This is a genomic window from Burkholderia sp. AW33-5 (assembly GCF_053427615.1).
In genome coordinates, this window is sequence record NZ_JBSAXA010000019.1 from 1 (window position 1) to 17558 (window position 17558).

The 17558-nt window shown below is 65.4% G+C and carries 15 protein-coding genes and 1 pseudogene; 5 read left to right on the top strand and 11 right to left on the bottom strand.

What is annotated here, in order from left to right; genetic code table 11:
* Window positions 1-48: 48 nt before the first annotated feature.
* From truB to ACV22V_RS24720, 9 genes are all read right to left on the bottom strand, one after another.
* Complete coding sequence (gene truB / locus ACV22V_RS24680; protein WP_448015779.1) at window positions 49-981, bottom strand: tRNA pseudouridine(55) synthase TruB; 933 nt, start codon at window positions 979-981, stop codon at window positions 49-51.
* Window positions 982-994: 13 nt separating this feature from the next.
* Window positions 995-1315 carry a 30S ribosome-binding factor RbfA gene (rbfA, locus tag ACV22V_RS24685; protein WP_373557200.1) on the bottom strand — a complete coding sequence of 107 codons (321 nt, stop codon included), beginning with the start codon at window positions 1313-1315 and terminating at the stop codon, window positions 995-997.
* A 190-nt stretch (window positions 1316-1505) separates the two neighbouring features.
* A complete protein-coding gene (infB, locus tag ACV22V_RS24690; protein ID WP_059533057.1) occupies window positions 1506-4427 on the bottom strand; it encodes a translation initiation factor IF-2 in 2922 nt (973 codons plus the stop codon).
* A gap of 91 nt (window positions 4428-4518) precedes the next feature.
* A complete protein-coding gene (gene nusA / locus ACV22V_RS24695; protein WP_059533060.1) occupies window positions 4519-5994 on the bottom strand; it encodes a transcription termination factor NusA in 1476 nt (491 codons plus the stop codon).
* Window positions 5994-6452 (bottom strand): ribosome maturation factor RimP, encoded by a 459-nt coding sequence (gene rimP, locus ACV22V_RS24700; RefSeq protein ID WP_014897219.1) that lies wholly within the window; start codon window positions 6450-6452, stop codon window positions 5994-5996. Before rimP ends, nusA begins: the two co-directional genes overlap by 1 nt.
* A gap of 417 nt (window positions 6453-6869) precedes the next feature.
* Entirely contained in the window at window positions 6870-8573 is a 1704-nt protein-coding gene (gene rluB / locus ACV22V_RS24705; protein ID WP_448015780.1) for a 23S rRNA pseudouridine(2605) synthase RluB, read from the bottom strand.
* A gap of 60 nt (window positions 8574-8633) precedes the next feature.
* Entirely contained in the window at window positions 8634-9656 is a 1023-nt protein-coding gene (scpB, locus tag ACV22V_RS24710) for an SMC-Scp complex subunit ScpB (RefSeq protein WP_059533066.1), read from the bottom strand.
* 272 nt (window positions 9657-9928) lie between these two features.
* A complete protein-coding gene (locus tag ACV22V_RS24715) occupies window positions 9929-11131 on the bottom strand; it encodes a pyridoxal phosphate-dependent aminotransferase (RefSeq protein ID WP_448015781.1) in 1203 nt (400 codons plus the stop codon).
* 64 nt (window positions 11132-11195) lie between these two features.
* Complete coding sequence (locus ACV22V_RS24720) at window positions 11196-12098, bottom strand: LysR family transcriptional regulator (RefSeq protein ID WP_059691817.1); 903 nt, start codon at window positions 12096-12098, stop codon at window positions 11196-11198.
* A gap of 430 nt (window positions 12099-12528) precedes the next feature.
* Between ACV22V_RS24720 and ACV22V_RS24725 the strand changes: the two are divergent.
* A pseudogene (locus ACV22V_RS24725) lies at window positions 12529-12924 on the top strand (transposase); the annotation flags it as partial.
* A gap of 201 nt (window positions 12925-13125) precedes the next feature.
* Window positions 13126-13377 carry a hypothetical protein gene (locus ACV22V_RS24730; protein WP_059533075.1) on the top strand — a complete coding sequence of 84 codons (252 nt, stop codon included), beginning with the start codon at window positions 13126-13128 and terminating at the stop codon, window positions 13375-13377.
* Between the two features lie 180 nt (window positions 13378-13557).
* Here the strand turns inward: ACV22V_RS24730 and ACV22V_RS24735 are convergent, their stop codons facing one another.
* Complete coding sequence (locus tag ACV22V_RS24735) at window positions 13558-13875, bottom strand: hypothetical protein (RefSeq protein WP_059510817.1); 318 nt, start codon at window positions 13873-13875, stop codon at window positions 13558-13560.
* Between the two features lie 157 nt (window positions 13876-14032).
* Between ACV22V_RS24735 and ACV22V_RS24740 the strand changes: the two genes are divergently transcribed.
* From ACV22V_RS24740 to ACV22V_RS24750, 3 genes are all read left to right on the top strand, one after another.
* Window positions 14033-14749: a YdcF family protein gene (locus tag ACV22V_RS24740; protein ID WP_448015782.1), complete on the top strand. Its 717-nt coding sequence runs from the start codon at window positions 14033-14035 to the stop codon at window positions 14747-14749.
* Window positions 14750-14971: 222 nt separating this feature from the next.
* Window positions 14972-15250 carry a hypothetical protein gene (locus ACV22V_RS24745; RefSeq protein WP_059533079.1) on the top strand — a complete coding sequence of 93 codons (279 nt, stop codon included), beginning with the start codon at window positions 14972-14974 and terminating at the stop codon, window positions 15248-15250.
* A gap of 136 nt (window positions 15251-15386) precedes the next feature.
* Entirely contained in the window at window positions 15387-15644 is a 258-nt protein-coding gene (locus tag ACV22V_RS24750) for a hypothetical protein (protein ID WP_059533081.1), read from the top strand.
* A gap of 683 nt (window positions 15645-16327) precedes the next feature.
* Here ACV22V_RS24750 and bamC read toward each other — a convergent pair.
* Window positions 16328-17536, bottom strand: a complete 1209-nt coding sequence (gene bamC, locus ACV22V_RS24755; RefSeq protein WP_448015783.1) for an outer membrane protein assembly factor BamC — start codon at window positions 17534-17536, stop codon at window positions 16328-16330.
* Between the last annotated feature and the right edge of the window lie 22 nt (window positions 17537-17558).

Here is a 17558-nt window from a genome sequence, read left to right on the forward strand (position 1 = left end):
ATTTCGACCGGGCTTTCTTTCATGCCGACGGCGCTTGCGCGCCGCGGATCACGCTGCCGTCACGACGAGGCGCTCAGGTGCGAGCACGCCGTTGGCCTTGCGAGCCACACCGAGCAGCCGTGCCGCGTCGTACACGCGCACACGCTCGCCCTCCGCCGCGTCGATCGAATCGAGCGCCGACAGCGGCAGACGCTGGCCGTGCAGGAACCGCTTCGCGCAGGCTTCGTCGATACGCACCAGCGGAAACGTCGACAGCAGCGCGTCGACCGGCTGAAGCCACGCATCGCGCGCCGCTTCGGCGGCGTCGGACAGCGCGTCGAGCGTCACCGCATGTTCGAGCGTCAGCGCGCCGACGCCCGTGCGACGCAGCATCGTCAGATGCGCGCCGCAACCGAGCGCTTCGCCGATATCCTCCGCCAGCGTGCGCACGTACGTCCCCTTGCTGCAAGTCACGCGAAACGTCACGTCCGGCAGGTCGCAGGCCAGCAGATCGAGCGCATGGATCGTCACGTTGCGGCCTTCCCGTTCGACGGTCTGGCCCGCGCGCGCATATTCATACAGCGGCTTGCCGTCGCGCTTGAGCGCCGAATACATCGGCGGCACCTGCACGATCTCGCCGGTAAAGCGCGCGAGCGCCGCCTCCACCGCCGTCCGGTCGCATTCGACGACGCGCGTGTCGAGCACGTCGCCTTCGGCATCACCGGTGGTCGTGCGCACGCCGAGACGCATCGTCGCTTCGTAGGTCTTGTCCGCTTCCAGCAAGTCCTGCGAGAACTTCGTCGCCTCGCCGAAGCACAGCGGCAACAGCCCCGAGGCCAGCGGATCGAGCGTGCCGGTATGGCCGGCTTTCTTCGCGAGAAGCAGGCGCTTCGCGCGAATCAGGGCGTCGTTACTCGACAGGCCGACCGGCTTGTCCAGCAGAAGGACGCCGTCCAGCGCGCGCCGCGGCACGCGTGGACGCTGAGGAGCTGCAGTCGTCATGGTGCGCGCGCGCTCACTCGTCCTTCGCGGGCGCGTCGGCTTCGTCGTCGTCCTTCGCGCGCGTCGAGTTGGCTTCCTTGATCAGACGCGACATTTCCACCGCCTTTTCGATCGTCTGGTCGTAATGGAAATGCAGCGTCGGCACCGTATGAATGTGCAGGCGCTTGAACAGCAGGTTGTGCAGGTGACCCGATGCGTGATTCAACGCTTCCTGCGTCTTGTCCGGATCGCCGGTGAGCGCCGTGAAATAGACCTTCGCGTGCGCATAGTCCGGCGTGAGCTCCACGCTCTGGATGGTCACGATGCCGATGCGCGGGTCCTTGACCTCGCGCATGATGAGCTCGGACAGATCGCGTTGAATCTGGTCTGCAATCTGAACGTTGCGATTGGGGGAAGTACGTTTCCTGGACATGATCGATCCGTGATCCGTTTATCAGGATAAAGCGGCGCGCCGCTGGCACGCCACCATGAAAATGGGCGGGACAGGCCCAAGCCTGCCCCGCCCACGAGCCGATACGCGACGATTACAGCGTACGTGCGACTTCGGTCACTTCGAAGACTTCGAACTGGTCGCCTTCGATGATGTCGTTGAAGTTCTTCACCGACATACCGCACTCGAAGCCTTGCTTGACTTCCTTCACGTCGTCCTTGAAGCGCTTCAGCGATTCGAGTTCGCCCGTGAAGATCACGACGTTGTTGCGCAGCACGCGAACCGACGACGAGCGCTTGACGATACCGTCGGTGACCATACAGCCGGCAACCGTACCGACCTTCGGCACCTTGAACACCTGGCGCACCTCGACCATGCCCGTCACGACTTCGCGCTTCTCCGGCGCCAGCATGCCCGACATCGCGGCCTTCACCTCATCCACTGCGTCGTAGATGATGTTGTAGTAGCGAATGTCGATACCGTTCGCTTCGGCCAGCTTGCGCGCCTGTGCATCCGCACGCGTGTTGAAGCCGATGATGACCGCCTTCGATGCCGTCGCGAGGTTGACGTCGTTTTCGCTGATGCCGCCCACCGCGCTGTGCACGATCTGCACGCGCACTTCGTCGGTCGACAGCTTGAGCAGCGACTGCACGAGTGCTTCCTGCGAGCCCTGCACGTCCGCCTTGATGATGAGCGGCAGGTTCTGCACTTCGCCTTCGCCCATCTGCTCGAGCATGCTTTCCAGCTTCGCGGCCTGCTGCTTCGCCAGCTTGACGTCGCGGAACTTGCCCTGACGGAACAGCGCGATTTCGCGCGCCTTGCGCTCGTCCGGCAGCACGATCACTTCCTCGCCCGCACCCGGCACTTCCGACAGACCCTGGATTTCGACCGGGATCGACGGGCCAGCTTCCTTCGTCGGCTTGCCGTTCTCGTCGAGCATCGCACGCACGCGGCCATAAGCCGTGCCTGCCAGCACGATGTCGCCGCGGTTCAGCGTACCGGACTGCACCAGGATCGTCGCGACCGGGCCCTTGCCCTTGTCCAGCTTCGCTTCGATCACGATGCCCTTGGCCGGCGCCTCGACCGGTGCCTTCAGTTCCAGCACTTCGGCCTGAAGCAGCACGTTCTCGAGCAGGTCGTCGATACCGGCACCCGTCTTCGCCGACACCGGCACGAACGGTGAATCGCCACCGTATTCTTCCGGCACGACGCCTTCCGCGACCAGTTCCTGCTTGACGCGGTCCGGGTTCGCTTCCGGCTTGTCGATCTTGTTGATCGCCACGACGATCGGCACGCCACCCGCCTTCGCGTGAGCGATGGCTTCCTTCGTTTGCGGCATCACGCCGTCGTCGGCAGCCACCACCAGCACGACGATGTCGGTCGCCTTCGCGCCGCGTGCACGCATTGCCGTGAACGCCTCGTGACCCGGCGTATCGAGGAACGTGATGACACCGCGCGGCGTTTCGACGTGGTATGCGCCGATGTGCTGCGTAATGCCGCCCGCTTCGCCCGCTGCAACCTTCGCGCGGCGGATGTGGTCGAGCAGCGAGGTCTTGCCGTGGTCGACGTGACCCATCACGGTGACGACCGGCGGACGCGGCAGTTGCTCCGCATCGGTACCGGTCTCGCCTTCGACCAGCAGTGCTTCCGGATCGTCCAGCTTCGCGGCGACCGCACGGTGGCCCAGTTCCTCGACGACGATCATCGCCGTTTCCTGGTCCAGCACCTGGTTGATCGTGACCATCTGGCCCATCTTCATCATCACCTTGATGACTTCGGAGGCCTTGATCGACATCTTGTGCGCGAGATCGGCAACCGAGATGGTTTCCGGCACGTGCACTTCACGCACGATCGGCTCGGTCGGCGCCTGGAACGTCGATGCGCTGTCCTGGTGACGGCCGCGACCCTTCGGGCCGCCGCGCCAACCGCGGTCGACGCCGCCGCTCGAATCGCCGCGCGTCTTGATGCCGCGGCGCTTGGCCGCGTCGTCCTGCCAGCCGCCCTTGCCGCCACCCGGCTTCTTGTTGCGGTCGCCCGCGCCTGCCGGTGCCTGCGTCGTCGCCGGCGCTGCGCCGGCCGGCTTCTTCACGGCCGGACGTGCCTGCGCGCCTGCGCCTGCCGGCTTGGCCGGCTTGTGCAGCGTGCCCTTCGCTTCGGCCGGCTTCGGCGGTTCCACCGGCTTCGGCGGCTCGACTGCCTTGACCACGGCCTTGCGCGGCGTGTTCATCATTTCGCGGATCGCGCGTGCCTCGGCTTCTGCAGCCGCGCGACGCTTGCTGATCTCTTCCTGCTCGGCCCGCGCCTTGTCGGCCGCCTCGCGGGCAGCGTCCTCGGCCTTCTTCGCCGCTTCACGCTGGGCCGCACGTTCGGCGGCCGCGCGCGCTTCGTCCTGCGCGGACTGCGCACCGGCTGCTTCCTGCTGGGCTTCGGCGGCCTGCTGGGCAGCAGCCTGCTGTGCCGCTGCGGCTTCGGCCGCGGCGCGCTTCGTCGCTGCTTCTTCCTCGGCACGACGGCGCTCGGCTTCGGCCGCTTCCTCGCGGGCACGGCGCTCGGCTTCCTCGCGCTCGAGGCGTTCCTGGCGCTCGCGCAGTTCCTGCGCCTGCTTTTCGAGCAGTTCGGCCTCGCGGCGCGCTTCTTCCTCGCGACGCTTCAGATCCGCATCGTCATCCGCTTCGGCAACCTGCGCCTGACCCTGTTCCGCACCCTCGGCCACGTCGTCGCGCTTGACGAACGTACGCTTCTTGCGGACCTCGACCTGAATGGTGCGAGCCTTGCCCGTCGCGTCAGACTGCTTGATCTCCGACGTATGCTTGCGGGTCAGCGTGATCTTGCGCTTGTCGCCGTCGGTTGCGCCGTGCGACTTGCGCAAATGATCGAGGAGACGCGCCTTGTCCGCCTCGGACAGCGCATCGTCTTCACTCGCTTTCTGGACGCCCGCTGCCTGCAGCTGTTCGAGCAGCACACCAGCAGGCATTTTCAGTTCCGCGGCAAATTGGGCTACGTTGTTACTCGCCATTCATTCCTCTTAGTGCAAGGACCGATTCCTTGCGGTTAGCATCGGGTCAGGCCATACGGCCGCCATCAAATCAGTGCGCCATGGTCATTTCTCACTGGAACCAGTGTTCACGTGCTTTCATGATCAACGCCTTAGCGGCATCCTCTTCCATCCCGGTCATGTCGACCAGTTCATCCACAGCCAGCTCGGCGAGATCGTCGCGCGTCTGCATGCCGTGTTCGGCCAGCTTCGCGAGCAACTCCGGCGTGACGCCGTCGAGGCCCTTCAAATCCAGCGCTGCGTTTTCGACCTTTTCTTCGTTCGCGATCGCCATCGTCAACAGTGCGTCGCGCGCGCGGTTGCGCAGCTCGTGCACGGTGTCCTCGTCGAATGCCTCGATTTCGAGCATTTCGTTGAGCGGCACGTAAGCGATCTCTTCGAGGCTCGTGAAGCCTTCGTCGATCAGGATGTCGGCAACTTCTTCGTCGACGTCGAGACGCGCCATGAACAGCGAACGCAGTCGATCGCGCTCTTCACCCTGCTTCAGGGCGGATTCGTCCGGCGTCATGATGTTGATCTGCCAGCCGGTCAGCTCGCCGGCAAGGCGAACGTTCTGACCGCTGCGGCCGATCGCGACAGCCAGCTCGTTTTCGTCGACGACGACGTCCATCGAGTGCTTTTCTTCATCGACGACGATCGACTGGACGGCTGCCGGCGCGAGCGCGCCGATCACGAACTGGGCGGGATCCTCGGACCATAGCACGATGTCGATGTTTTCGCCACCGAGCTCGTTGCGCACGGCCTGCACGCGCGAACCGCGGATGCCGACGCAGGTGCCGATCGGATCGATCCGCTTGTCGTAGGCGATCACGCCGATCTTCGCGCGCACGCCCGGATCGCGAGCGGCTGCCTTGATCTCGAGCAGGCCCTGCTCGATTTCCGGCACTTCCATCTCGAACAACTTCATCAGGAACTCGGGCGCCGTGCGCGAGAGTTCGATCTGCGGGCCGCGCGCGGTGCGGTCGACCTTCGCGATGTATGCACGCACGCGGTCACCCACGCGCAGGTTTTCCTTCGGGATCAGCTGGTCGCGACGCAGCAGCGCTTCGACACGACCCGATTCGACGATGAAGTTGCCCTTGTCGAGGCGCTTCACCGTGCCGGTCATGATCTTTTCGCCGCGTTCGAGGTAGTCGTTCAGGATCTGCTCGCGCTCGGCATCGCGCACCTTCTGCAGAATCACCTGCTTGGCGGCTTGCGCGCCGATACGGCCAAACTCGATCGACGGCACCGGCTCCTCGATGAATTCGCCGACTTCGACGTCGGGGTTCTGCTCACGCGCTTCGAACAGCAGGATCTCGCGATCCGGCTCCTGCAAGCCTGCCTCGTCGGGCACGACGAGCCAGCGACGGAAGGTTTCGTGCTCGCCGCTTTCGCGATCGATATGGACGCGGATTTCGGCGCCTTCGTCGAACAGCTTCTTGGAAGCGGACGCGAGCGCAGCCTCGAGGGCGCCCAGCACCACATCCTTGTCGACGTTTTTCTCGCGCGCCAGCGCATCCACCAGCATCAACACTTCGCGACTCATTATTTGCGGCTCCTAAAGTCAACTTGCGGAATCAGGCGGGCTTTGTCGATATCGGCCAGCGTGAAATCCAGCATGGCTGCCTCGCCCTTCTTCCTCTCAAATTCCAAACCGATCGTTTCGCCATTCGGCGCGTGCAGAATGCCCCGGTACGTCTTGCGCCCGTCCAGCGGCTTTTTCAAGGTCACGGAAACTTCGCTGCCGGCGAAGCGCTCGAAGTCGGCCAGCTTCTTCAACGGGCGGTCGAGCCCCGGGGACGAGACTTCGAGCCGTTCGTAATCGATGTTTTCGACCGTCAAGACGTGCTGGAGCTGACGCGTGACCTTTTCGCAATCTTCGAGCGAGATGCCGGCAGGCTGATCGATATAGATGCAAAGCATGCCGCGCCCGGTGCGCTCGAGATCCACCAGCTCGTAGCCGAGCCCGGTGACCGTGGTTTCTATCAGTTCCGTCAGTTGCACAGTGTCCTCTCAGGTGTTCGCGCCCGCCGCTCGCGATTCACCCGCGGGCGCGCGCCTTAGCCGGCGCAGGAAGCGCTACCCGAGATGCCTAACCGTTTCAGCAAAAAAAAATGGGCGGAACGCCCATCTTCTTACTGGTGGTCGCACCTGAGCCGCACATTGAATCCGTACGCCCAGCGACTCCGCGATTATAGCGATTTTTGGCGCAAACGCCAAGCCAGCCGGTAAAAGCAGCGTCCAGCCCGCCTTTACCGACCAAAAATGCGAAACCGGACTGTCCGACCAGGCGGCACAATCCGGCAGCGCGTATATATACAGTCGAAAGCAAACCGCGCAACGCGAGATGCCGATGCAACCCGACTCGCGCCAGTATTGCGGGCACACCGGCGGCTTCACGCCGCCGACCGCCGGAAACGCTCAGCGACCGCGCGAGCGATTACGCTGCGGACGCTGGCCGCCGCGCGCACCACCGCCACCGTTGCCGGCGCCTTCGGCGCGATTGCCGTTCGGATTGCGGTTGCCGCCCTTGCCGCCGCCGCGCTTGCCGCCCGCGCCTTCACGCTTGGGGCCGGCGCCATACGACGCACGATTGCCATCGACATCGCGACCGCCGCCCGAGCGGTTGCCGTAGCCCGACGGCGAAACCGGCAGGCTGCCGTAGCCGCTCAGGCCAGGCAAGCCCGGCGCGCCACGTCGACCACCACCGCGACGCGGCTGATCGAGCTGACCATGCGTCGTCAGCACCGGCTCGCGGCCGATGAAGCCCATCGACGTCTGCATCGGATCCGGCTGGCGGCGCTCGGCCTGCCCGCCACCACCACGCTTGCCCTTTTCCTCGGACGGCGCCTTCAGGCCGACGGTCGCCATCAGCTTGCGCACCTGCGCTTCGTCGAGCTCCTCCCAACGACCGCGCTTCAGGCCGCGCGGCAGCGGAATCGGACCGTGACGCGTACGGATCAGGCGACTCACCATCAGGCCGGCCGCCTCGAACATCCGGCGCACTTCGCGGTTGCGGCCTTCGGCCAGCGCGACGTGATACCAATGGTTCGTGCCCTCGCCGCCGCCGTCGCGGATGCGCAGGAAGTTCGCCGGGCCGTCATCGAGTTCGACGCCGTGCAGCAGCTTCTGCCGCATCCCTTCGGACAATTCGCCGACGACGCGCACCGCATACTCGCGCTCGACGCTGTAGCGCGGATGCATGAAACGGTTTGCGAGATCGCCCGACGTCGTGAGCATCAGCAGACCTTCGGTGTTGAAGTCGAGACGACCCACCGCGAGCCATTTCGCCGTCTTCATCGGCGGCAGACGATCGAACACCGACGGACGACCCTCCGGGTCCGCGTGACTGACGATCTCGCCCGTCGGCTTGTGGTACAGCAGCACGCGCGGCGGCTTGTTCGGCAGCTTGCGCTTGACTGGCTTGCCGTTGATGCGGACCTGGTCGGTCGGCATGATGCGCTGGCCGATGTGCGCGGGCTCACCGTTCACCGACACGCGGCCGGCGACGATCAACTCTTCCATTTCACGGCGCGAGCCCATGCCGGCTTCCGCGAGCACCTTGTGGAGCTTCGGCGCGTCGTCGTCCGGCGACAGCACGCGCTTGTTCGTCGGCTGGTTGCGGCCGCGACGCAGCATCGGCGCACGTACGCCGCTGCCGCCGGCGGAATTGTCCGCATCGAACGCCGGCGACGTCACATAGGCGAACAGGTCGTCCTGCGACGCTACGTCGCCGTCGGCCTTCGCTGCGCCGCCCTCGGCCTTCGCCGACCCGCCGCGCCGCGCCTGGCCGCCTTGCCCGCCCTGGGCACCCTTGGCCGCACCTTCGCGCTTGCCGGCCGGCTTGCGGCCGCCCTTGGCCGCGCCTTCCTTGCGCGGCGCGCGTGCGGGCTGAGCTTCCGCGGCCGGCTGCGCATCCGCGCCTTCGCCGCCCTGCGACTCGCCTTCGCCCTTCGACTTGGCCGCCGCACGGCGGCGCGCGATCAGGCTGCGCGGGCCGCGCCGCAGGCCGCGGCGGGGACGCTCGTCACCACCCGCGGCCGGAGCATCCTGCTCCGGCGCATCGTCGGCACGCGCGGCCTGCACGGCAGGCGCGGACGATTCAATATCGTGGATATCAGTCAAAACAACCTCAAAATGTCAGGTCTCGCGCCCGGCTCGGGCGCGGCAAGAAGTCGGCCGCGATCAGGCGCGGCGCTGTTCGGGTTCTGCTTCGTCGTCCGGCAGTGCGTCGGCGCCGATGGGCGCGCTGGCACTGCGTACGGCATCGGCGAGGCTGTCGGACGTATCGTCCAGCAGTTCGCCGTCCGCGGGACGGGAGCGTGAGGCGTCAGCGTGGCCAGGCTCGCCCGGCATGTCGCCGGCCGCTTCCGCTCCGTCTCCGGCAACCGCGTCGGCGGCCGGTTTGCGATCTTCCTCGTTCCCTTCCGCGCGCAGCGACTCGGGCTGCTCGCCGGCCGGCGCTACTTCGGCGCCGCCCTGTTCCATCTGAACGCGATCAGCTTCCAGCGTATCGCGGTTCGGCATTTCCTGCGTCGCCGCACCTTCCGCTGCGGCGTCGCCCGGCAATTCATCCGGCTGCATGTGCGACACGTCGGCCGCCGCTTCGCCGGCTTCCGGCACCACGTCCGCTACCGGCGCGTCGCCATCGAAGTCCATCGCCTGCTGCGCGAGCAGGGCGGCCTCGATGTTCGCGGCCGGCTCCTCGAGCGCCGGCAGGTCGTCGAGCGCCTTCAGGCCGAGATCGTCGAGGAACTGCTTGGTCGTCGCGTACAGCGCCGGACGTCCCGGCACGTCGCGATGCCCGATCACCTCGATCCAGCCGCGATCCTCGAGCTGCTTGACCACCTGCGTATTGACCGTGACGCCGCGAATCTCTTCGATGTCGCCGCGCGTGACGGGTTGCCGATACGCGATGATCGCGAGCGTTTCGAGCACCGCGCGCGAATATTTCGGCGGCTTCTCGGGATGCAGCCGGTCCAGATAATGGCGCATCGCCGGCTTGCTCTGAAAGCGCCATCCGGTTGCCAGCGCCACCAGTTCGACACCGCGACCGGACCAATCCTGTTTCAGATCTTCGAGCAACGTGCGGACCGTGTCAGCCGACACGCCGTCGGCAAAGAGCTTGCGCAAATCGCCGAGTTTCAGCGGTTCTTGCGCGCAGATCAAGGCAGTCTCGAGGACGATCTTCGCCTCTTGGGTATTCATGCAGCTAGGCCAGACCCTGTGGTCAAACGAACCGGATCAACAAACAGACGAAAGGAACGGAAGACGCGCTCGCCCGATTCTGATCGGTCATATTGATGGGAGCACGAACCGGGGGCGGCGAACCAACTTCAAGCCAAGCCCAAACCGGACGGAACAGCACGGCTCAACGACGGAACCGCGTGACTGAGCGCCATCTTACGCAAAATTGCCCGGTGCGTAAAGATGAGCCGAACGGCCCGTCGCCCGCACGCCGCAGCAGCTCCGCCCCCGCTTCAACGCAGGCCCGCGCCGCGCGCGAGGAACGCCCGCAAGCGCTCGACGCCCGCGTCGAGCCGCACCGGATCGCACGCGTAGCACCAGCGCACGAACCCTTCCCCCTCCGGGCCGAACGCGCGCCCCGGCGCCAGCCCAAGCCCGGCCTCGCGCACCAGCGACTTGCAGAACGCGAGACTGTCGTCCGCGCCCGGCAGGCGCAGGAACAGGTACATCGCGCCCGGCGGAGGCGGCACATCGACGCCCGGCAACGTGCGCAGCGCGGCGACCAGGTGGTCGCGCGCGCCACGCAGCGCCGCAACGAACGAGTGCACGAACGATTCGCCATCGCGCAGCGCGACTTCCCCCGCGGCCTGGATGAAACCCGGCGCACACGATGTGTTGTATTCGACCAGCTTCGACAAATCGTCCATGATCGACGCCGGCGCGACCAGCCATCCGAGCCGCCAGCCCGTCATCGCCCAGGCCTTCGAGAACGAATTCACGACGATGACCCGCTCGTCGCGCGACGCAATGTCGAGAAACGACGGCGCGCCGTCCGCGCCGAACGCGAGCCGTTCGTACACCTCGTCCGAGACCACCCAGATGCCGTGACGCCGGCAATGCGCGAGGACGGCCCGCTGGTCGTCGCGGGACATCGTCCAGCCGGTCGGATTGTTCGGCGAGTTCACGAACAGCATTCGCGTGCCGGGCGTCAGCGCCGCGAGTAGCCGGTCGATGTCGAGCCCCCAACCCTCATCGCCATGGCGGAGCGGCATGCACTCGACCTGTGCACCGAGAATCTTCGGGATTTCAACGAGGTTCGGCCAGAGCGGCGTAACCGCGACGACGCGATCGCCCGGACCGACCAGCAGCTGCGCGGCCAGCATCAGCGCGCTCACGCCCGAACTCGTCACGGCGATCGCGTCGGCCGCGGTCGCGCCGTGACGCGCGCTCACATAGGCCGCAATCGCGTTACGCAACGATACCGTGCCGAGGTTGTGCGTGTAGAAGGTTGCGCCGTCGCGCAGCGCCGCGGCAGCCGCGTCGCGAATGAATGCCGGCGTCACGCGATCGGATTCGCCGAACCAGAATGGCAGCACGTCGGGCACGCCGAAGCCGGCGTTCGCGACTTCCCTGATCAGCGAAGGACGCAGCGCGCGGACCGCGCTGCGTGCCGTCGGCTCGCCCGTCGCCGGGCCGACATCTGCGGAATACGTCATCGAGAACCGCCACCGAGGAACACGATCCGCGTAGTGTACCGGCGTGCGCGCCGGATCAGCACCCTCAATCGAGGTCTTCCGCCCGCGCCGGCATCTGGCGCACGAGTTCCCAGATCGCCTGCGCGGCCGGCGACAGCGACCGGTCGCGGCGGCGCACCAACTCGACAGTGCGCTCGGTACGCGGCGTCAGCGGCCGCGCGACCAGCGATGATCCCGCCGGCAGCGGCAGCGACAGCCACGGCTGCACGCTCACGCCGACACCGGCCTCGACGAGCCCGAATACCGTCGCCGAATGACCGAGCTCCTGCATGACCGTCGCGTTCACCCGATGGGCTGCCAGCGCGGCGTCGATCAACGGCCGGCTTCCGGACGCGTGGTCGAGCAGGACGAGGCGCTCGCCGTCGAGCGCCGTCCAGGGCACCTCGGCCCGCGCCGCGAGCGGATGATCGGCGCGCGCGACCAGGCAGAACGAGTCGGTCATCAACGGTTCGCACACGAGGTCGGCAACGGTAAGCGGCCCGATGACGACGCCGAAATCGACCTCGCTCGACTTCACCTTTCGCAGCACGTCGCTCTGCACGTCGTCGCGCAGGCCGAGCGTGACGAACGGAAACTGGCGCTCGCAGGCCGCGACGACGCGCGGCATCAGCCGGCACGCAATCGTCGGGCTCGCGGCGACGATCACGCGCCCCCGCCGCTGCTCGCCGATCTCGCGAATCTCGCGCAGCGTGTCGTCGAGATCGTCGATCAGGCGGGACACACTCGCGATCAGGTTCCCCCCGACGTCGGTCAACTGCACGTCGCGGGTCGTCCGGTCGATCAGCTTCAGCCCGAGTTCGGCCTCGAGTTCGCGCACGCAACGGCTGACCGCGGACTGCGTGAGTCCGATCTCGTCACCCGCGCGACTGAAGCTCCGGAGCCGCGCAACCTCGATGAATACGCGAAGCTGGCGCAGCGTAACGTTCATCCCCTCACCTCATCAATCGTCGATATCGATGCACGATTTTAATGCACGAAATCAGCGTCGATTGGCGAATGCCGCACCGGCCGCACATGTTTCGCTGCGGTGCAATATCCACGGAAACGCACGTGGTGCGGGCGAATTGCACAAGATTGGTGATTGTCCTGATTTGCTGACGGGTTATTTTGGCGTCTTATACGCCCCTAGCTGACTTAGCCGTTAGCCCGCTGCCAAGCGGCTCTCGAGGGAATCGCCTCCGACATGGCACGCATCGTGCTTTACCTGACGCACAGGGCGCAGGTCGAGTCGGACGGAAGGCAGAAACGCCGCTGCCGGTCAACCGGACGCCCCCACCCGGCACTCGACGCTCGAGTGCTTGAAGAGTGCGCGGCGCAGGGCAGCGCACCGGAGTTAGCTTCGCTGAGGTGAGGACATGATGCTGTTCGACGATTTGAGAGATAACGAGTGGGCGCTGGTCGAAGGTCTGTTTTGCTCGGAACCCGCACGCAGTGAACGGCGCGGCCGCCCCCGCGTGGAGGCCCGCTCGGTGGTAAACGCCGTGCTGTGGGTACTGTCGACCGGCGAAGGCTGGTCGAAGCTGCCGGGTCGCTATCCGTCGCCGCCGACCTGCCGCCGTCGCTTCGACGAATGGCAGGCGGACGGGACGCTCGCCGAAATCGTCAAGCGCCTCGGCACGAGCGGCCGCCAGATCTCGCTGCGCGGGCGCATCGGGGCAAGCGCGGCGAAGCCGCCTGCACCGCCGAGCCGCGACCGGTTGCGCGGCGCCTTCTGGACCAATCCGGAATCCTGGCGCGCCCCCGTGAAGATGGCGTAACGCATGCTCGATCGGGCGGCTTCGGCCGCCCGGTTTCTTTCGGCGCCACGCGTTTTGCGCGGCGCCCGCGTCGTCGTCGATTACCGCTGTCGCGCCGCGATACATCTATTTACTATTATTTACAGCAAGCCTGCACTCCCGCGCTTACCTTAGCGTCATATCAACAAGCCGCGCCGATGGCTTGAAGGGAGCCCCGCCATGAAAACAATGTCACTGCTCGTCGCATGCGGCATTGTCATTTCGCTGGCGCTGACCGCCCCCGCTCACGCCGACGATCGCGCGAAGCCGCCTCACCGCCAGCAGGATCACCGAAACACCCTTCGCCAGCAACCGCCCGCCACGTCGCTCAATCGACAGACCGTGCCGCGCGGCGATTTGCGCGGCGACATCGCCAGCAACGCACGCGCGCGCATCGGCTCGCAGCCGACGGACCTGCCGCGTCATCCGTAGTCCACAGGATTTCGTCAAAGAAAATTCCCGAATCCGGGAACTGCTCGACATACGACGAGTCACATCCGTTGCCATGAGCACAGCGTGGCAACAGCAAAAGTATCCGGTACGCCCGTATCCTCGCGATACGGGCTTTTTTTTGAATGCCGCCGACGACGGCGCGAGGTCAGGAGTGCGCCGCTACAGGCGGCTTTCGAGAATCGCCACGGCGCTCGCTTCGCTTAACGCGTAGTCGTCCATACGGCGATCGGTCCAGGAAAGTAATTTCTCGTCGCGCTCGAGGCGCGCGCATTCGGCCCGACCACTATCGGTCAGCACCGCGATGTCGACCGGCGCATGGAAACCGGGCGCGGGGGCAACCGTCTTCTGCCTGACCGTGTCCATCAGCCCCAGCGACCGAAGATACTCGAACACGCCCGGGCGGCGCGCCCACGGTACCTGGCGGTACTGCACTCGTCTCAATGCGTCGAGCACCGCTTCGTTGGAATACGTGGCCATCTCGATTCTTTCTTAAAGTGCAGCGACAATGCGAAGCGGCGCGCCGGGCGGGAGCTCCACCCGCCGATACCGCCACCGATTCTGGGGGCCGACGTTCGGCGTCGCGTCAGGGCCGGATCGTCAGCCGTCCATAAAAAGACACCATACCCCAATCAAATTGATTCTGTTCGATTCATTTGTACTTCTCTTCATCGGTTTCATGCTCTTCCGCAAGCGGCGGAGACTCATCGCGATCGCGAGCATCGCGCTGCTCTGGCTGCTCGCGACAGGCTGGCTCACCGCGCCACTCATCGCATGGACCGAGGCGGGCGTGACGCCGGTCGAGCGCCCCGACATGCACGGCCGCACCACACTGATCATCATCGGCATCGGCACACGGCGCAGCGACACCGGCCTGCGGCCGCCGCCCGACGGCGAAGCACGCATCCGCACGACCGCGGCGCTCTATCGCACGTGCCGCGAGCAGGCCACCCGCTGCACCGTGGTGATGTCGGGCGGCGACCCTCAACATCACGGCGAAACCGAGGCGGCGGTCTACGGGCGCCGCCTGATCGCGGAAGGCGTCGCTCCCGGCGACCTCGTTCTCGAGCCGGACAGCCGTACCACCTACGAAAATGCGAAATTCACCGCTTCTATACTACGCTCACAACATGACGACTCGCGCATTCTCGTCGCATCGTCCTACCAGATGCGTCGCGCATTGCTCGATTTCCGCCGCTTCGGCATCGATCCGCAGCCCGTTTATTCCAATCGCCGGCGCGCGCAAACGGGCTGGCTGCCCCGCTGGCACAACCTGGAAGACGCGAATCAGGCATTGCACGAGCTGATCGGCATCGCGCAGTTCCACGTCTACCGGTGGCTCGGCTGGTTTTGATGGCGACGCGTGCAGCGAACGCGAAAACGACTGCGCCGCGCGGGATGGCATGCGCATGACGGAATGCACGAAGTGTTGCGCGACTTCAACGGGGCCTTGCGCTGCACACCGATCCGGTGCACATTGATCCGTCACTTTTGTTACACTCGACACGCACTCGATTGCAGTCGCCAGACAAAACGGCAACATTCGGGTTCATCACCACTTAGCGGAGGTAAAGCAATGAAGAAGACGTCCCTGGCTATTCTGGTCGCGATGTCGGCGCTGACTGGCGCAGCGTATGCGCAAGAGAGCACGCAAATCCAGACCATCACCGACCCGGCCAAGATCGCCGAGATCGAGCAGCGCGCACAGGCACTGCAACAGCAGCAAGCAGCCGAGGCTGCACAGCCGGCGGTGCAGGAAGAGCACCACGGCAAGAAGGCTGCTCACCACAAGGCAGCGAAGAAGGCTGGCAAGAAGGCCGCCAAGGCCGCTCCGGCAGACGCTGCCAGCCAGTAAGTTCGGCGGCACCGCACAAGCGAAAAGCCGAATCCGGGCAACCGGGTTCGGCTTTTTTGGTTGCGGCGCCTGCGCGCTGTGCTAAAGTCGCGCACCGAAATTTTCCACCCGTGCGCACCCCGGTGCGGAGGACAGCATGAGCAACATTCAACTCGACATCGAGTGGACCGACGCAGCCACTCGCAAGATCAAGCAACTGATGCCGCGCGGCTCGGACGACGCCTTCCTCGCGCTGCCGCCGATCGAGTGCCTGCCGATGGAGGGCGACGTAATTTTCCTCGGTCCGCAAGGCAAGCAGCAACCGTTTATCGTCGCCGAACGTCAGTATCACCACGACGGCGACGCCGACTGGACGATCATCCTGATTCTCGACGTACCCAGCGCGTCGCACTGACGCGCCGCGGCGGCCGGCAATGTGTCCGGCCGCACCAGCCTGCTCATGCGGGCTTCGACAGCACGCGGATTCCGGACCGATCAACTCAGTGCGCGGCACGCGCATGCACAGCCAAAGCCACCCGGCCGTCCCGGCGCACGGCGAATCGCGCCAGCTCCCCACTCAGAAAAGACTGCGAATCAGCGAATCCAGCACGCGCCGGATCGCCGTGCGTCGCATTGCGGCCCCACCAAAAAAATTGCCCGCGCTTCAGAAGAAGCGCGGGCGAAACCGTCGCCCTACGAGGATAGGCGACGGGGCCATCGAGATCCGCGCGAGGCGCGGATCGTCATCGGTTACGCCAACGCTCGCAGCGCCGGCATCTGAGACGTCGAAACCGTTGATCGGGCGCTCGCGACGCCTGCCCGGTCTCTGACGCCATCCTCCCTGTCCTAACGATTCGCACTTATAAAGCAGTTTGCGTGCCAGGTGCATTTTCGAAAACATGCCATTGATCCATAAGGATATTTTCCGAGGTCACGGTGATGTAACACCCGTTCTTCCGCCGTAACGCGCGAATGTTACGTAACGTCACGACGGAGGGGCGCGAACGTCCCGCACACACCAGAATCGGCAGTCGCGCGCGACCATGAAAAAAGCCCGCCGGAAGGCGGGCTTTTTCGAAGAGCGGGAGCGTACCGCGATCAGCGCAGCTGATTCACGAGCAGCCCCATGATCTGCCGGGCCGGCCCCGACGTATCGATCGCACCCGAGTCGTCGACGATTGCCACACGCGTCTGGTCGGGCGTCAGCGCCTTCACGTTGACGCGATACTGCTTCGCCTGTTTTTCCTTCTTGCCGTGGAACAGCTGGCTCCAGAAGCCCTGCTCGGCCGAGCTCAGATCCTTCGGATCGACATAACGCACGAAATACAGCCCCTTCGTGCGATCGCGATCGTCGACGGTGAAATTCGCACGATCGAGTGCGAGGCCGACATGCAGCCACGACCGGTCGTACGGCTCGCCGAGCGTGACCTCGGACGGCACCGCGGCCGAATCGACGTCGTTCGCTTGCGACGACGTACGCGCGACGTTCTGCGCAGCGATCGCCGCGGCGGCGGCCTTCGATGCGTCGGTATCCGCCTTCTTGTCCTTCGGCACCGTGTTGTCGTTGATGTTCGCGATCGGCGGCTCACCGTTCTTCGCGCGCTGCTCGTTCTGTGCGAGCACCGCCATCAGCCGCTTCAGGTATTCGGTCTCGAGCGCCGGATCGTTGGGTTTCGCTTCCCACTTGCTCGAATCGTTGTTCGCGCCGGTGATCGCCTCGCGCATGCCCTTCTGGCTAATGAACACGTAGGTGCCGCCGTTCGGCGCCGAATCGAGGCGAGTGCGGTACTTGTTGCGCTCGGCCGTCACGTACGAATTGCCCATCGCCTTGGAGATCACGCTGCGGATCAGGCCGTCGTTGATCTGCGGATGGGTTTCGTTCCAGTCGGTTTCCATCACGCCTTTATCGCGCTGGTCGACGACGAGCAGGAAGCCCTGCTCCTGCCAGAAACGGCGAACTTGCGGCCAGATGTCGGCGGGATTCTTGCCGTCGATCACGAGCCAGCTCTCGGTGCCGTCGCGCTGAATATGCATGCCGGCCACGGCGGGCGCGACGGTGTCCGTCGTGGGCGCCGCGTGCTGGACCTGCTGAAGTGCGGACAGGGAAGTCGCACCGCCCTGTGGCGGCAGCGAACGCTGATCGGCCGTCTCGTCGAGCATGTTGGGCGGCACTGCGAGCGACGCTTCCTTCGATTTGGAATCGCTCTTGTAGTCCACTTTCGTGGGCGACGACGTACCGCAACCGGCAACGAGCGCGCCGGTGGCGAGCACTGCAGCGAACCGCATGGTAAGACGAAGATCAGTCATGTTCGGGGAATCCTCTTCCGCT

Coding starts and splice junctions, on each gene's coding strand:
- truB (WP_448015779.1), bottom strand. CDS start 981: ATGACGACTGCAGCTCCTCAGCGTCCACGCGTGCCGCGGCGCGCGCTG.
- rbfA (WP_373557200.1), bottom strand. CDS start 1,315: ATGCGCGAGGTCAAGGACCCGCGCATCGGCATCGTGACCATCCAGAGC.
- infB (WP_059533057.1), bottom strand. CDS start 4,427: ATGGCGAGTAACAACGTAGCCCAATTTGCCGCGGAACTGAAAATGCCT.
- nusA (WP_059533060.1), bottom strand. CDS start 5,994: ATGAGTCGCGAAGTGTTGATGCTGGTGGATGCGCTGGCGCGCGAGAAA.
- scpB (WP_059533066.1), bottom strand. CDS start 9,656: ATGAATACCCAAGAGGCGAAGATCGTCCTCGAGACTGCCTTGATCTGC.
- ACV22V_RS24715 (WP_448015781.1), bottom strand. CDS start 11,131: ATGACGTATTCCGCAGATGTCGGCCCGGCGACGGGCGAGCCGACGGCA.
- ACV22V_RS24720 (WP_059691817.1), bottom strand. CDS start 12,098: ATGAACGTTACGCTGCGCCAGCTTCGCGTATTCATCGAGGTTGCGCGG.
- ACV22V_RS24730 (WP_059533075.1), top strand. CDS start 13,126: ATGAAAACAATGTCACTGCTCGTCGCATGCGGCATTGTCATTTCGCTG.
- ACV22V_RS24735 (WP_059510817.1), bottom strand. CDS start 13,875: ATGGCCACGTATTCCAACGAAGCGGTGCTCGACGCATTGAGACGAGTG.
- ACV22V_RS24745 (WP_059533079.1), top strand. CDS start 14,972: ATGAAGAAGACGTCCCTGGCTATTCTGGTCGCGATGTCGGCGCTGACT.
- ACV22V_RS24750 (WP_059533081.1), top strand. CDS start 15,387: ATGAGCAACATTCAACTCGACATCGAGTGGACCGACGCAGCCACTCGC.
- bamC (WP_448015783.1), bottom strand. CDS start 17,536: ATGACTGATCTTCGTCTTACCATGCGGTTCGCTGCAGTGCTCGCCACC.